16 protein-coding genes are annotated in these 14,175 nt (G+C 39.6%); 3 read left to right on the top strand and 13 right to left on the bottom strand.

All coding sequences use genetic code 11. The annotated features are described in order from the left end of the window. Positions 1-696: 696 nt before the first annotated feature. The 6 genes from K7887_RS08075 to K7887_RS08050 form a co-directional block, all read right to left on the bottom strand. Positions 697-1,686, bottom strand: coding sequence for an acyltransferase family protein (locus K7887_RS08075; protein ID WP_223493035.1), 990 nt, complete (start codon positions 1,684-1,686; stop codon positions 697-699). A 183-nt stretch (positions 1,687-1,869) separates the two neighbouring features. Next, on the bottom strand, positions 1,870-2,136 hold the full coding sequence (locus tag K7887_RS08070) for an HPr family phosphocarrier protein (protein WP_223493033.1): 267 nt from the start codon (positions 2,134-2,136) through the stop codon (positions 1,870-1,872). Positions 2,137-2,235: 99 nt separating this feature from the next. Further along, positions 2,236-3,768 carry an AbgT family transporter gene (locus K7887_RS08065; protein WP_223493032.1) on the bottom strand — a complete coding sequence of 511 codons (1,533 nt, stop codon included), beginning with the start codon at positions 3,766-3,768 and terminating at the stop codon, positions 2,236-2,238. Positions 3,769-3,933: 165 nt separating this feature from the next. Continuing rightward, entirely contained in the window at positions 3,934-5,244 is a 1,311-nt protein-coding gene (locus tag K7887_RS08060; protein ID WP_223493030.1) for a helix-turn-helix domain-containing protein, read from the bottom strand. Positions 5,245-5,287: 43 nt separating this feature from the next. Next, on the bottom strand, positions 5,288-6,595 hold the full coding sequence (locus K7887_RS08055) for an amidohydrolase (protein ID WP_317849244.1): 1,308 nt from the start codon (positions 6,593-6,595) through the stop codon (positions 5,288-5,290). A gap of 9 nt (positions 6,596-6,604) precedes the next feature. Continuing rightward, complete coding sequence (locus K7887_RS08050) at positions 6,605-7,807, bottom strand: M20 metallopeptidase family protein (RefSeq protein WP_223493028.1); 1,203 nt, start codon at positions 7,805-7,807, stop codon at positions 6,605-6,607. A gap of 205 nt (positions 7,808-8,012) precedes the next feature. Between K7887_RS08050 and K7887_RS08045 the strand changes: the two genes are divergently transcribed. After that, positions 8,013-8,258 (top strand): hypothetical protein, encoded by a 246-nt coding sequence (locus K7887_RS08045; RefSeq protein ID WP_223493026.1) that lies wholly within the window; start codon positions 8,013-8,015, stop codon positions 8,256-8,258. A 13-nt stretch (positions 8,259-8,271) separates the two neighbouring features. Beyond that, a complete protein-coding gene (locus tag K7887_RS08040; RefSeq protein ID WP_223493025.1) occupies positions 8,272-8,514 on the top strand; it encodes a hypothetical protein in 243 nt (80 codons plus the stop codon). Here the strand turns inward: K7887_RS08040 and K7887_RS08035 are convergent. From K7887_RS08035 to K7887_RS08010, 6 genes are all read right to left on the bottom strand, one after another. Then, positions 8,511-8,813: a hypothetical protein gene (locus tag K7887_RS08035; protein ID WP_223493023.1), complete on the bottom strand. Its 303-nt coding sequence runs from the start codon at positions 8,811-8,813 to the stop codon at positions 8,511-8,513. The two genes, K7887_RS08040 and K7887_RS08035, sit on opposite strands and share 4 nt — an antisense overlap. Further along, positions 8,813-9,226 carry a spore germination protein GerPC gene (gene gerPC / locus K7887_RS08030; protein ID WP_223493022.1) on the bottom strand — a complete coding sequence of 138 codons (414 nt, stop codon included), beginning with the start codon at positions 9,224-9,226 and terminating at the stop codon, positions 8,813-8,815. The genes K7887_RS08035 and gerPC overlap by 1 nt, the downstream gene beginning before the upstream one ends. 16 nt (positions 9,227-9,242) lie before the next feature. Further along, positions 9,243-9,449: a hypothetical protein gene (locus K7887_RS08025; RefSeq protein ID WP_223493021.1), complete on the bottom strand. Its 207-nt coding sequence runs from the start codon at positions 9,447-9,449 to the stop codon at positions 9,243-9,245. 25 nt (positions 9,450-9,474) lie between these two features. Further along, the gene (locus K7887_RS08020; RefSeq protein ID WP_223493020.1) at positions 9,475-9,903 is read right to left on the bottom strand and encodes an Hsp20/alpha crystallin family protein; all 429 of its coding nucleotides are present in this window, start codon (positions 9,901-9,903) and stop codon (positions 9,475-9,477) included. Between the two features lie 175 nt (positions 9,904-10,078). Then, positions 10,079-10,525: a TlpA family protein disulfide reductase gene (locus K7887_RS08015; RefSeq protein ID WP_223493019.1), complete on the bottom strand. Its 447-nt coding sequence runs from the start codon at positions 10,523-10,525 to the stop codon at positions 10,079-10,081. A gap of 165 nt (positions 10,526-10,690) precedes the next feature. Beyond that, positions 10,691-12,019: an MFS transporter gene (locus K7887_RS08010; protein ID WP_223493018.1), complete on the bottom strand. Its 1,329-nt coding sequence runs from the start codon at positions 12,017-12,019 to the stop codon at positions 10,691-10,693. A gap of 222 nt (positions 12,020-12,241) precedes the next feature. Between K7887_RS08010 and K7887_RS08005 the strand changes: the two genes are divergently transcribed. Next, on the top strand, positions 12,242-12,664 hold the full coding sequence (locus K7887_RS08005) for a hypothetical protein (RefSeq protein WP_223493017.1): 423 nt from the start codon (positions 12,242-12,244) through the stop codon (positions 12,662-12,664). Positions 12,665-12,709: 45 nt separating this feature from the next. Here K7887_RS08005 and K7887_RS08000 read toward each other — a convergent pair whose 3' ends face one another. Beyond that, a complete protein-coding gene (locus K7887_RS08000; protein WP_223493016.1) occupies positions 12,710-13,969 on the bottom strand; it encodes an ATP-binding protein in 1,260 nt (419 codons plus the stop codon). Between the last annotated feature and the right edge of the window lie 206 nt (positions 13,970-14,175).

The raw sequence follows: 14,175 nt of genomic DNA, 5'->3' as shown, positions 1-14,175 counted from the left end.
TAGCGCAGGATGCTGAGGTAACTTGGTTGGTATATTGGGCTGTCCAAAGCAAATGTCCGAAGATTTTTGAAAGTTGACCAAAGATTTCGCAGAGTTTACCGAAGTTTTGGGAAAGTTGACCGAAGTTTTTCGATATTTGACCGAACCAAAATTTAATTTGATATGGCCGAACCACCGGTAAAAGTTGACCGAAGACCTCAGAAACTTGACCGAACCTTCCAGTTTTTCAAGATTTTTTTGTCTGAAGCAAGATGATTTTTGTCCGAACCATTTTTTCACACCTAAAAAGCGGCTATATTCATTTAGTTCTTTCTTTATACCGGCGATGAGGACTTCTCTCTTCCTTTTCTCTAGTCACAGAGATCTTCATAACCACGATGAGAACATCCGCACTCCTTTTTCCTGGTCACAGAAGTCTTCATTACCGCGATGAGGACCTCCCGACTCCTTTTTCCTAGCCACAGAAGTCTTCATTACCGCGATGAGGACCTCCCGACTCCTTTTCCCTAATAACTGAGGTCTTCATATCGACCATGAGGACCTCCCCCCACCTTTTCCCTGGTCACACAGGTCTTCATCACGCCCCCTGAAGAATCAGCATAAAGACTACTACACAATACGCTCATATTATAATTTCTCCTATCCAACAAAAATACCGCCCCGACAACCATAAAAGTTACCGGGGCGGCTCACTTATTAACCATTCTTCAACGACAAACTTTCCTTCAAATACCCAAATGGCGTCTGAATGGCTTTTACCACGTATTTATTACCTGTTATCACCGTCACCAGAATACTCAATAACAGCAGCAACATATATCCTGCAGGAGAATTGACGGCTTGGCCGAAACTTGTTTCAAAGAACCATTTGATGATAAAGCCGTGTAGGATATACACATAGAACGATCTTCGTCCGATGCCTGTAAAAATATATTTATCTTTAGGCACGAGTGCGAAAAATGCAATGGTTACAAGCATGCTGCCTGCATATATGCCAATCCGAATCAACAGATCGGTCACAGAAGAGAAAGTGTAAGTCCCATAAAGGATACTCGCTCCGTCAATTCCACCTAACCAAACGTAAATTCCAGCAAACAGCACGACAAGAAATGCAGTTGCATACACACGATACGCACCGTTTTTCAATTTCTCAAATAAGTCTGTTCTTGTTAAATAGTACCCTATCAAAAAGAATGGAAAGAAATAAAACGTTCTGTCCAAGCTTAAGAATCTTTCCGGAATATCAACAAACCCAATTACGACACCCAGTAGTATTGCCAATGGTATACTGTATCTCGCCTGTAATTTCCCGAACAGTGGCAACATCAGTTTCCAGGCAATCATACTTAATAAGAACCACATAGCCCATCTTGGTGTAAAGTACTCCAAAGTCATGGAAGGATCTGCATAAAGCTGACTGTAAAACAGTGTATAGATGGTTTGCAAAATTAAATATGGTACTAGTAATCTCGTAATAATTTTTACATAATAGCCTTTTTTATGAAAGTTGGTACTGAAATGTCCAGCCAATAGAATAAATGCCGGCATATGAAAAATAAAGATAAAATGGTAGATGGACACAAGCCACTCATCATTTGCACGATATGGCGAAATGATATGTCCAAATACGACAAGAAAAATTAAGATAAACTTCGCATTATCAAAGAAGGAATCGCGAGTTTTCATGGTGTTCTCCTCCATTTCCAGTTATACGAAGGTATTTACCCACATTTATGCACCACATAAACATGGACATATATTCATTCGAAGAGTATAACATGAACTTGTCCGTTGGAGGAATGTAATAATTTCCTTTCATCTTCCACAAAAAAATAAGAACAGATGGACACCTTCATCCACCTGTCTCTTTCAGTACAACACGTCTTCTCCTTTTAAAAACCTGGTCAACCAATCTACTGCTTCCTTTTCATCAGAACCTTCCGCTTTCACTGTTACGACACTGCCATTAGAAATTCCCAGGGACAATAATCCGAGGAAACTCTTTGCGTCAATTACCTTATTGTGCCTTACTACACGTATGTCTGAAACAAAACTACTTGCTTTCTCCACAAAGTAGTGAGCTGGCTTAGAATGAAGTCCGTTTTCAAGTGCGACTGTTATTTGCTTCGATACCATAAAAAAATCCCCCACAATACCAAATTTATATATGGTATGTGAGGGTATATAACTTCATGAATAATTTTCGTAAAATAGTACTTTTGCCTAAACCTGAACTTATTTAATCATCATCTCTACACCTGGCCCGATCGGTATGCCACCTAGTGCAAATATAACCAGCAGGATGATCCAGACACCTAAGAAAATAAGGCTGTATGGCAACATCAGAGCAATTAAAGTCCCCAGTCCTGCTTTTTTATCATAATCTTTCATAAACGCCAAGACGACGATAATATAGGGATTCAATGGCGTAATAATATTTGTGGACGAATCTGCGATACGGAATGCCGCCTGAATAAATGCAGGGTGATAATCCAACATCCAAAACATAGGGATAAATATTGGAGCCATCAGAGCCCATTGTGCAGATCCACTGAAAATGATCAGGTTCAACACGGCTGCAAGAAGAACAAAACCAATAATTCCTGGAATTCCTGTCAGGTTCATGCTTTCTAAGAATCCTGCCCCATTAACAGCAATCCATATTCCAAGGTTCGACCAGTTAAAGTATGCGATAAACTGTGCCGCTGCGAAAATGAGGACGATATATCCCGCCATATCTTTCATGGATTCTGTCATCAATTTTGGCACATCTGCCGTATTTTTAATTTTCCCTACTGTCACCCCATAAGCTACACCTACCACGATAAAAAAGAATAGGGTGATGGGTACGATGGCAGTAAGGAAAAGGGAAGGAACAAGTCCACCGTCTTCATTTCTTAATATGGAATCAGGCCAAAATACTCCAACTGCCAACAGGATCAAGTAAGCAAGTCCAGCCAGAATAGCATTTCTCAATCCTTTGCTTTCAAGAGGGTTTGGTTCTTCTAGTTCCTTGTCTACTTTCCCTTTATATGTGCCAAGACGCGGTTCGATAATTTTTTCTGTAATTAAAGCACCTACCACCGCAAGTATAAACACAGAGACAACCATAAAATAATAATTGTCTACAGGTGTGACGATTAACGACTCATCAAAAGGTTTAATGGCTTCTGTCGCAATGCCAGACAATAATGCATCCGTACCGGCAACTATGACATTTGCTGTAAACCCTGCGCCAACACCAGCAAAACCTGCTGCAAGCCCTGCAAGAGGGTGTCTGCCAACCGTATAAAAGATCATGGCAGCAAGGGGCGGTACTATAACAAACGCTGCATCAGATGCAAGGTTTCCTAAAATACCTGTACCAACCACCGCATAAGTGATCAATGCTTTTGGTGCATTTAAAATGGTCTTTTTGATACCCGCTTCAATTAATCCCACTTTATCAGCAAGACCTATTCCGAGCATCATTGCCAACACTAGACCTAAAGGAGCAAACCCAGTGAAGTTGGTAAGCATGGAGGTCAGAATGAATTCAATTCCTTCCCCTGACAATAAGCTCTTAATGGCCAGTTCTTCTCCAGTACCAGGATGTTCAACCGTTACTCCAAATTGATTGACGGCAAAAGAAACTCCTATGATGAATAGAGATAAATAGACAAATAGCATAAAAGGATCTGGTAGTTTGTTGCCTATCCGCTCGACGCCCCCTAAGAATCTATCAAGCATAGAGGTGGATTTCTCTTGCTGTGTTTGTAATTGACTCATTCTCCTCACTCCTTTTAGGTATAGTTCCTTTTTTGTTCCGAAATTACTGCTTAATAATCGTGGGCAATCTAGTCAAAAGATTTGTTCCATTTATAATAAAATAAATTTTCAGTCATTTCATCCGTTTTTGAAAACTGGGAAATCTAACTAAGATTTCCCACCTATTCACAGAAACGATAATTGATATATTTTTCTTGGTCTGCCACGGTGTCCGGATTGTTCTTCTCCTGAAACTTTTATAAGCCCAGACCGTTCCATTTCAGTAAGGATTCTACGTGCATTTCTTTCTGTACTTTTCAGCCAACTTGCCAAGTCCTGTGATGTGACGACATCTTTTTGATAGTAGTGGGCTAATGACTTTATTCTAGAAACGATGGTAGGGCTGATAGAAAGATCCTTAAGCTTTTCTTCCCACTCTTCCCCAAGTGAACGGGATTGAAAGGAAAGTTTATCAGTCGATCCAAAGAATTCAGTGATTTCTCTATCCTCATTGACACAAACAAGTGTGGAGGACCCCTGCGCTCTTGCATGGTGGAAAGCTTGACGTACATTTTCTTCTGCAGCAAGTACTGTCTCACCAAACCCTAGGCCTAGCCTTACTTTCAAGCCGCTTTGCACATTAATATCCTCTACCAATTGAAGTAAGGACTCTCCTTCAATATGCCACTCAAGCTCCCCTCTTGTTGTGAAGAGGAAGAAAAGCCCGTCACCAAACTGTACAAAAGAACCATTTACCTCTTCTGCAAATCGGAGCATCAATCTTTTTAATTCCAGCTCCTTGATTTTCATTTTATGAGAGTAATGCATTTCTTCTAACGAAGCTTGGGTATGGATGACTTCAATACCTAGAATGGCAATCTGTGATTTCCTGTAACGCAATGAATGCGCCCGTTCAATCAGTATTTCCAATGTAGACAATATGGCAAGGTCAGAAGGAATGACCCGGTAGCAAGGGATGTTTAGTTTCTTCAGCTTTCTATAGACTGCTTGAATGCAGGTAAAGGCTACCTCTATTTTTTTATTTTCATATAATTCTTGATGAAAAGAGACCAAATCTTCTACCGCTACAATCCCCTCATAGGAATAGGAGTGGAAGTTGATTGCTTGAAGAGAGAAAAAGTTTCTGTTCATCTCAATTCTGTCTTGTCTTATTGTATCTAGGCTAACTGTTTTAAGAATCTTCTCTTCCTTCACTTGGGCTTCCAAAAGGGTGCCAAGAAAACTAGAACCATAAAGTTCTGCGAATCCACCCTCATTTTCTTTCAGCAAATCCAGGGACATTGCATATGTGAAGGGAACTTGACCAGAAAACATCCATTGATCGACTGATCCCCTGTTGTTATTGATAATTAAATCGATTTCTTCTAGAGCTGTATATGGAAAAGAAAACATGTCTACACTCTTAAATTCTTTTCCCACTAACATGATTCTCTCGATGGAATCACTCGGACCGATTATACCTATTTTAACTTTCACTTCTTCACCTCATAATAAAGCAGATATACCACACTTTTCTATTCTAGGATAAAGATAGAATAGAGGAGATATATACGTCAAGTGCCACTTCAAGAACCTTTTCATCATAATCAAATAATGGATGATGATGGCCAGCTGCAAGTGGGGTACCGAAGATGAAATAAGTGGCTTTCCCTCCTCGGTCTCTAACATGATTGAGCATATAAGCTGCATCCTCTGATGCCTTAAGGGGCAACGTTTCTTTCACCATCTTCACCAACTTGCTGCTCTTTGTTGCATCTTCCAAAAATTCTTTCCATCCTTGCTCTGATGTGGCTTCCACTCCTTTACCCACAATCCGAATGTCACATTCCACACCATAGATAGCAGCGGAATGTTGAATGATTTTAGTGGCTTCATCCTCCATGTATTGATTGAGGATGCTTGTTTCCCCGCGTGTTTCCAATGACATAACCGCGTGATCCGGGATGACATTTCTACCGCTACCCGCTTGAAGCGTCCCAACGTTTATTCTCGTTTCACCGCCTGAGTGCCTTGGGATAGCATGTAGGTGTAAGGATGCGGAGGCTGCAGCAAGCAAGGCGTTCCTTCCTTCTTGGGGTTCCACCCCTGCGTGGGCGGATCTTCCGTTGAACGATACATCAAGTTTGGAGGTAGCAAGAAATCCATGTGCCGATGCTACCACATCTCCAATTTGCATCGATGATATTCCGATATGACCACTTAAAAATACATCCACATCATCCAACCATCCCTTAGCGACCATTGCCTTTGCCCCTCTGCTTCCCTCTTCTGCAGGCTGAAAAAGAAGGGTAAAGGTTCCTGATAACTCTCCTTGATAGGTTGCAAGAAAAGAAGCTACACCAAGTCCGATTGCTGCATGTCCATCATGGCCGCATGCGTGCATCACGTTTAAACATTGTGATGAAAATTCATTTGAAGTAGGAAAGTGATCCTTTGACGAATCTTTATTTTCCAATATTGGCAGGGCATCTATATCAAAACGAAGCGCTATATGCTTTCCAGGCCTTCCTGTATCAAGCGTAGCAACTACACCAGTATGACCACTCTCCATTTTTGACATCCATTCTATAGGCACACCGTTTTGGAGCGCTTTATTTTCAGCGTTACGAAGGACATCAGGAGTTGGAACGCCCATTCTTTCTTGGGACACTAAGGCATCCTTACCCAAGAATAGAGTATAACCAAGCTTATCAAGTTCCTTGGCAATAAGGTAGGTTGTCTCATATTCGGTCCAACCTAGTTCGGGAAATTTGTGTAAATGTCTACGCCAGGAGATCAAAGAATCCGATATGGAAGAAACAAAATCTGAAACGTCTATCACCATCATATCCACCTCCTAGTTTTTATGTTGGAGTTTTTCCAGTGCGTTCAATGTGACCTCAACAAGCATGTTCACACCTATTGGCAGGGCTTTTTCATTGAATTCAAATTTGGGGTCATGGAGAGGTTTTTGAACTTCTCTCCCTTCTATGGCTGAGCCCAACCAGAAAAAGGCGCCTGGATACCGGTTAAGGAATCTTGAAAAGTCTTCCCCTCCCAGTGAAGGGTCAACAGTTGGGGTAGCTTCTTCAGATCCGAGTATGTTATTGGCTGTTTCTTTTACAACTTCAGCCCATTCAGGTGTATTAATGGTTGCTTCATAACCGTCAATATATTCAATTTCAGCAGTTGCACCCATTGCTTTTGCAGCATGATCCACTACTTCAAAGAACCTTTGTTTTACTCTTGCTTTTGTTTCTTCTTTATAGGTACGGATGGAGCCTTCCAACGTTACAGTATCAGCTATCACATTATATCTGTATCCGCCTTCTATTCTTCCGACCGTTACAACGGCTGCATCAATAGGGTTCACATTTCTGCTCACGATGGTTTGTAGCATGGTCACCACATGATTAGCTGCAATGATGGCATCATTGGTTTGATGCGGCATGCTCGCATGACCACCTGAACCGTTTATCACCACTTTGAATCGATCGGTTGCCCCCATCATTTCTTTAGACCGGACACCAATCTGGCCAACAGGCAGATCCGGCCAAACATGTTGTCCAAAAATGACATCGGGTACATATTCATCAAACACTCCGTCATCCATCATAGGTTTCGCACCACCATTAGGTGAAGCTTCTTCTGCAGGTTGAAAGACCAACAGTACCGTTCCAGCCAGTTCATTTTTATGATGGTTTAATAAAATTCCTGCGCCTAAAAGCATCGTCGTATGGGCATCATGACCACAGGCATGCATGCTTCCTTCTTTAAGAGATGCAAATGGCAGGTCCGTTTTCTCCGTAATAGGCAGAGCATCTATATCCGCTCTTAATGCAACTGTAGGACCAGGCTTAGCACCCTTTATTATTCCAAGGACACCTGTCTTGGCAAAACCTGTCTGAAAAGGGATGCCATGTTTACTCAGTTGCGACTGAATTTTTTTAGAGGTTTCGTATTCTTCGCCGCTTACTTCGGGAAACTGGTGAATGTCTCTTCTAAACTCAATCAACTGTTTCCGTATTGTATCGTCCATTGCTGGAACTGTTTGAGTCATCGATGGAGCACGTCCTTTCAAGTTGTAAAATTAAATAAAGGAAATATTCCTTAATTGTGCCGTAATTACATATTACCATACCGTTTTTTATTTTCAACAAACATTTTTTATTTTCTGTTAATTCCCTACTTTCTTCACGTTATTCATTTTAAAGGAATACCTTACATTAAAGAAGTCCGAAATGCCACGGATTGGAGGGTTCATATTGCCAGTTTCCATCATATTTAATCAAATCAACGTTAACAGCATCAGTCAGAGTTCTACCATTGCTACAGGTCAAAACAACCAACCTGATTGGAGCACACAAGGAAAAATCAATATGGGAAATGGAATTGAAATAGGAGCGGTAGCAGTTACAAATGTTTGTAACGTAGTATTTGATGCAGACGGTGTTGATACTTCCATTGCGAATCCAGAAATCAACAACCCGCAACCGACCGCACAATTCTAAAGGGGGCTTTAATTTGAAAAGAAAGCAATCTTCGCAAATTCACATACTGCTTGATAAAATTGAAGTCATGTCCATTATGAATTGTTCCGGGATATTTACAGGAGAAAACATGCAGGCCAATTGGAGGACCTACCAAAAAACGAATATGGGGTTTGGCGTGGTGGCAGGAGAATATAATGATTCCGATTCCAATGTAAATATCGTTCATGACCCTGATGTGGTGGATATGCCGGTACAGAATAAATCTAGCAATTAATCGGGGTTTTCTCCGTCTTGCATATCCTCCTTTTCTTTTATCACATTTTGTAGCCATTGCGGCAATTCTTGCGTATCATCTGATTGTTCAAACATATCAATAAAGGAAGAGTCACTAACCTGGCTTTTCGTTCCATGAATATCATTTTCATCGCCACTTATATTTCCTACCCCCTGGTTATGCTTTTTATGACTTTGAAACTGGGAGGGGTAATTGTTCCCCATGTTAATGCAAGAAGCACTTTCCACCACTCCGATCCGGATGCTTCCTATGAAGAAATTAGGCGAATAATCACTCATCAACTCTCCTCCTTCCCATTTATCTTAACAAAAAACCCGTTTTTTCTATTTGTAACACTTATATGACGGCTTTCCTCGCTTTGGTTGTTCTGCTTTTTTAAAGGACGATACGATGTACTGATTTTTTCTTTGGATTCCTTATCTTTTTTCAACGTGGGTTTCTGTATGGGAGTTGGCTGTTTAGCGTCAAAATTATTACCAATATTTAACGTACCGCTAAGCTGTTCTATGCCAATACTATCGAGATGATAGTGAAGCTTTTCAATTTGTGCGTTTTGAATCTCCAGCGTTTTAATATGATAGTGGACAACCTGTTGCCTTGTATCATTCATCTTGTAAAATAGTGTTGTAAGTTGCTCCACTTTTTGCTCCAGCTCTTCAAGCCTTTTTACCATTTCATCATTGTTAGACATAAATCATCACAACCAATTAGGAAGATGTTTGTTCGTTGCCGTCACCTTGGCTTTTTACTGTATTACTTGATTGTCGGATAGTGTTTCTTTCACCCGAAAGTATTCCAAAACCTTGATTTTCCTTTTGGGTTGACTTCGTATTCCAACTTACGTTTTTGCCTTTATTTAAAGAGGATGAGTTCATCAGTATATCCACTTTGAAATCTTTCACCTCAAACTTCAAGCCGCCCCCTCCTTACAAAGTAAATTTATTCTATAAAATCTATCTCCACCGAAACATCTTGTGCATTCTTTTGAAAAATGAGCGTTAGTAAACCTTGCTTGTATTGTGCTGTCAATTTCTCTGGTACAAATGAAAAGGGTATTTGAACAACACGCTGAAAGTCACCAAAAAACCTTTCTCCTTGGAGTAGGTTTTCTCTTGGTATCGGGTATGGGTACGGGATGCTGCCTTTAATGAATAACTGATTGTTTTTGACGGAGATTTGGATGTCTTCAGCAGATTTTAATCCGGGAAGTTCCATTATTATTAGTCCTTTATCTTCTGTTTCCATGATGTCGATTAGAGGGATTCTTTTTGGCATGACCGGGAGCATGTCTTTCCAAAACTTATCTCCCAATACCTCGTCAATTTTATCGTTCATCGTTTCCCATGGGTTTGTATGCTTTTTTTTCATCAGCCTCCTCCCCAGTTATATTCTCGATAAAACTCTATAGCTATGTATATGTGGGGAGTTCATGCTTTTATTCAGACAAAAAAGAGAAACCGTATTTATGGTTTCTCTTAGACTGTTGATCTTCGTTGCAGGCGCTTCGCTTTCCACTACGATCAACTATGGTTTTAATTACTCATTATTTTTCTTCTATGCCTAAAACGCGGTTGATGCGTTTTTTTAGCATTTTCATTCCACTTCCGCCTGCTTGGAAATGACGAAGTTTTCCTTCCTCGTCAAATACATAGTAAGCTGGTACGTATTTGTTTTCAAATGCTTCCGTTAGTTTATGTTCACTGTCTACAAAAATCGGTTGTGTGATGTCATGCCCCATTGCCATGGAACGGATTACGCCCATATCAAGGTCATCTTCAGAACGTGGCATGTGAACAGCAATTACATTCAAGTCGTCATCATATTCGTCACGCAGTTCGTTGATTTCAGGCATTGCTTCCTTACAAAGATGGCAGCTAACGGACCAGAAATGGATTAGGGTCGCTTTCCCCTTTAGCTCGTCCATTGTTATTTCTTCATTAATCCATTCCGTCGCGCCTGTTAGTTCGGGCATTTGTTCTCTTAATTTCATTCTACTCTCTCCCTTTTGTTTTTATATGAATTATCTTTTTATAATAATTATTATTTAATACATTTTATATTATATTCATATCATTATTTACTGTCAACTAGATTATACTTATTATAAATAGATAATTAAAATAAAATGCTTAGGGATAAAAAAAAAGAAGCTAACTTACGCTTCTTTTTTGTATGGTACTCTCAGGGTGATGATTAGGCCGATGAAGGCTAGGATGATTAGGGAGCCAAGTGCTGTTCGGCTTGCGAGGTTTCCATACCCTGCAAGGACTAAGGTGATGGTTCCGTATAACAGCGGTCCAACAATTGATGAAACTTTACCGGAGAAGGCAAAGAGCCCGAAGAACTGCCCTCTTTTTCCTTCTGGTGTCAGCTCAATGATAAATGTTCTGGACGTTACCCATGTTGCACCGAGAGCGACTCCAAATAAACTTCCTGCAAGCCAAAGCATCCAAGGAACAATGGCAAAAACGGCAAAACACAATGCCACTATCAAGAGCCCGGCTACTGATGCTACTGCAAGCTTTGATCCGATATTTCTTGAGATATACCCGTAGATAAATGACCCGATGATACTTGAAAAAGTCGAAACAAGATAAAGCAAAATAAATTCTGTTGCCGAAAAGCCCCCGATTGCCCTCGCATAGATAGCCATCATCGCAATCGCCGTTGCAATTGCATCATTGATAAAGAAATATGCAATCATAAAGAGAAAGACAGGCCGATACAAACGCATCTCTTTAAATGTCTGGTATATCTCTTTATAGCCACTGAAAAATGACTTTTTCTCTTGTATTTCTTTAGGCTTTTCCTTAAAGATGAAAAACAGGGGCAAGGAGAATAAAAGAAATAACACTCCGGTCGGGATGAAAGCACGATGAAAATCACTATCCCCAACATATAGGTACACGGTTAGTCCGAGCAATGTCCCCATATAACCTACTGCGATACCAAACCCTGATATTAGCGGCAATTCCTTTTTTGTCCCCAGGTCAGGAAGCATCGTGTCATAAAATATGAGCGAGGAATGAAAGAAAAATTTCGCTACAACAAACAACAGGAGCACCAGGATGAAACTAATCGGTAATCCGAACATAGTTTGGGAAGTTTGAAGTGATGCAAAAACGCCCATTAAGATGGTGGAAAAAACGGCTATTAAGGTAAAAGGAATGATAAATTTTTTCCTTTTGCCTGTCCGGTCAATCATTACCCCGAATAACGGGGAAAACAATACGAGAAAAAAACTTGCCGTTGCATTTGCATAGGATAGGAATGTACTTGCAATTTGATCCATTCTTTCATTTGTCCCTATCACTTCCTGTAGATAAAAAGGGAAAAAGATCGTAATGATATTGGATGAAAAAATAGTATTGGCAAAATCATAAAGAGCCCAAGAAATAATAGGCAGAGAAAAATATAAGGCCAATGGAGATCTTGGTTTTTCTTGATTGTTTCCTTGTTCCACTTTTGGTTCCAAATTTGCCATTGAAACTTCCTCCATCAATTAATGTGATAAGAAGACTATTCTCTAATAAACCCTCCACTCCTCCTTTCTTCATGATTTTTTACGTAATATTTACACGATGTCTGTCTTTATCCATTATATGCTGCTCAATTCTGCAAAAAGCGCTAACTTGCATGAAATCTTTCTTCCTACTTCATACTATCAATAATCAACATGTGGAAAATATGAAGGAGGGTGTCATGTATGCATCTAAAACTGCTGATTATCCCATTAGTATTGGTTCTTTCCTGTGGTTGTGCCAATCAAAGGGAAGAACCAAGCGCAAAGGGACCAACTATTACAGAAGAAAGAAATCAACCTGGATTGATGTCCAATGATGAATTGATAAGAGATTCACGGAATGAAGCATTAATAAATGTAGACAACACAAATGGCAATAGTGATCAAGTAAAGATCTCCAGACAAGAAGCGAGATCAAGTTTAATGGAGTATTTGGAGCTTACCAGGCATGATAGTACAGATGTTGCTTATGAGGGCATTGATGGGGAATTTTATTTATTCCATGTTTCTGATCTTGTACATTTTAATAATCAACCGGAAAAATTATCACGCGGATGGTACAAGGTCAATCGAAATACTGGTGAAGTTTCTTTATGGAAAAAATGAAAAAGAGGCTGGCGTTGATTTTCAACATCAGCCTCTTTTGTTTCCTTACTCTTTGCTAACAGTTGGTAATATAACCGTGACAGATGTTCCATTATGAACCTTGCTTTCATAATGTATTTTACCTTTCATTTCATGAATCAACCTGTTCGTTATCATGCTTCCCAATCCTGTCCCTTTTGTTTTTGTCGTATAATAAGGTAATCCGAGCTTCTCTAATTGCTCCTCGCTCATCCCTATTCCATTATCCACAAAGGTGATTTCAATCTGCCCTCTTTCATCTGCAGGCTTTTTCACGATTTTCACATATCCACCTTGTTCCTCTTCCACTGCCTCAATTCCATTTTTAATGATGTTCATTAATACTTGCTTTAAATGTTGTTCATCACTGTAGATATAATGCTCCCCCTCTAATTTAAGGTCTATGGAAACATTCCGGTATGATCCAAATGGTCTGAGCAACTCAACGGAGTCTTGCAGGGCTTTATTAACATCGATATAAGATAAAGTGAAGTTTGTCGGCCGTGCCACAGTCAAATAATTCGTAATTATTTTATTCGTCCTATCCAATTCATCAAGAATTAGTGGAGCAAATTGCTTTAAATTTTCATCTTTGGTGTCGGAGTTAATAAACTGAATAAAGCCTCTGACAGTTGTAATGGGGTTTCTGATTTCGTGAGCAAATGCTGCTGCCATTTGACTGACTGTTGAAAGCTTATCAAGATACAATGTCTCATCAAACTGTTGATTAGCAATGATTAATTTTTCTACCGTATAGATCAAAGCAGTAAAAGTTAAGCTGAATGCAAGAAAATAAACAATATAAAAATTAATATCTAAAAAAGATACCGTACTAAACAAAATGAAAATGTAAACCAAATAATAAAAGGATATGACGATTACTCCATATAACACTTTATTGGCACTCCTTAGAAAACCAGAACGGAACAGAACACCGATTCCTAAAGCAAGAATGGAGACCGCTATACCAACGTAAACATATTCTCCACCAATCAAGTATCGCAGCATCACCACAATAGCTGTACAAAGTAGGCCAGGGTACCAGCCTCCATACAGCGTAACAATTAGGATAGGTATCATCCTAAAGTCAAAATTGGTGTCTTCCAGTGTTTCAATGGGATAAAGCATACATAACTTTGCAGAAAATGCACTAAACAGCCCTAGAATGGTTTGCTGTTTAAAATTAAGGGGTTTTCTTTTGCTGAAGGGAAAAAATAAATTCGCATTGAACATCAAAGAAAAGATGATGGTTATATTAACAATTAGCGGTTTAATTAGGTAAATCATTCACAACAAATCCTCCAATTAATAACAACATTACTTATATTACCCACCCTTCTCAATTTAATGGGTAAAGTGTTAAATTTTATAATTCAGCACCCCATCCATTATAGGCTTCTTGTAAGAGTTCGTCTAGAAGCACATGACATTTTCTTAAAAGCTCACCTGAATAGTGGGATATTAATTAATACTTGAATATTTCACTAAACCTA

This window comes from Sutcliffiella horikoshii (genome assembly GCF_019931755.1).
GTDB classification, from domain to species: Bacteria; Bacillota; Bacilli; order Bacillales; family Bacillaceae_I; genus Sutcliffiella_A; species Sutcliffiella_A horikoshii_E.
This window is presented reverse-complemented; position numbering and strand designations above follow the sequence as displayed.

Bases quoted from the DNA above. Each gene is read 5' to 3' on its own strand.
- K7887_RS08075 (WP_223493035.1), bottom strand. From the start codon at position 1,686: ATGAAAACTCGCGATTCCTTCTTTGATAATGCGAAGTTTATCTTAATT.
- K7887_RS08070 (WP_223493033.1), bottom strand. From the start codon at position 2,136: ATGGTATCGAAGCAAATAACAGTCGCACTTGAAAACGGACTTCATTCT.
- K7887_RS08065 (WP_223493032.1), bottom strand. From the start codon at position 3,768: ATGAGTCAATTACAAACACAGCAAGAGAAATCCACCTCTATGCTTGAT.
- K7887_RS08055 (WP_317849244.1), bottom strand. From the start codon at position 6,595: ATGATGGTGATAGACGTTTCAGATTTTGTTTCTTCCATATCGGATTCT.
- K7887_RS08050 (WP_223493028.1), bottom strand. From the start codon at position 7,807: ATGACTCAAACAGTTCCAGCAATGGACGATACAATACGGAAACAGTTG.
- K7887_RS08035 (WP_223493023.1), bottom strand. From the start codon at position 8,813: ATGAGTGATTATTCGCCTAATTTCTTCATAGGAAGCATCCGGATCGGA.
- gerPC (WP_223493022.1), bottom strand. From the start codon at position 9,226: ATGTCTAACAATGATGAAATGGTAAAAAGGCTTGAAGAGCTGGAGCAA.
- K7887_RS08020 (WP_223493020.1), bottom strand. From the start codon at position 9,903: ATGAAAAAAAAGCATACAAACCCATGGGAAACGATGAACGATAAAATT.
- K7887_RS08015 (WP_223493019.1), bottom strand. From the start codon at position 10,525: ATGAAATTAAGAGAACAAATGCCCGAACTAACAGGCGCGACGGAATGG.
- K7887_RS08010 (WP_223493018.1), bottom strand. From the start codon at position 12,019: ATGGCAAATTTGGAACCAAAAGTGGAACAAGGAAACAATCAAGAAAAA.
- K7887_RS08005 (WP_223493017.1), top strand. From the start codon at position 12,242: ATGCATCTAAAACTGCTGATTATCCCATTAGTATTGGTTCTTTCCTGT.
- K7887_RS08000 (WP_223493016.1), bottom strand. From the start codon at position 13,969: ATGATTTACCTAATTAAACCGCTAATTGTTAATATAACCATCATCTTT.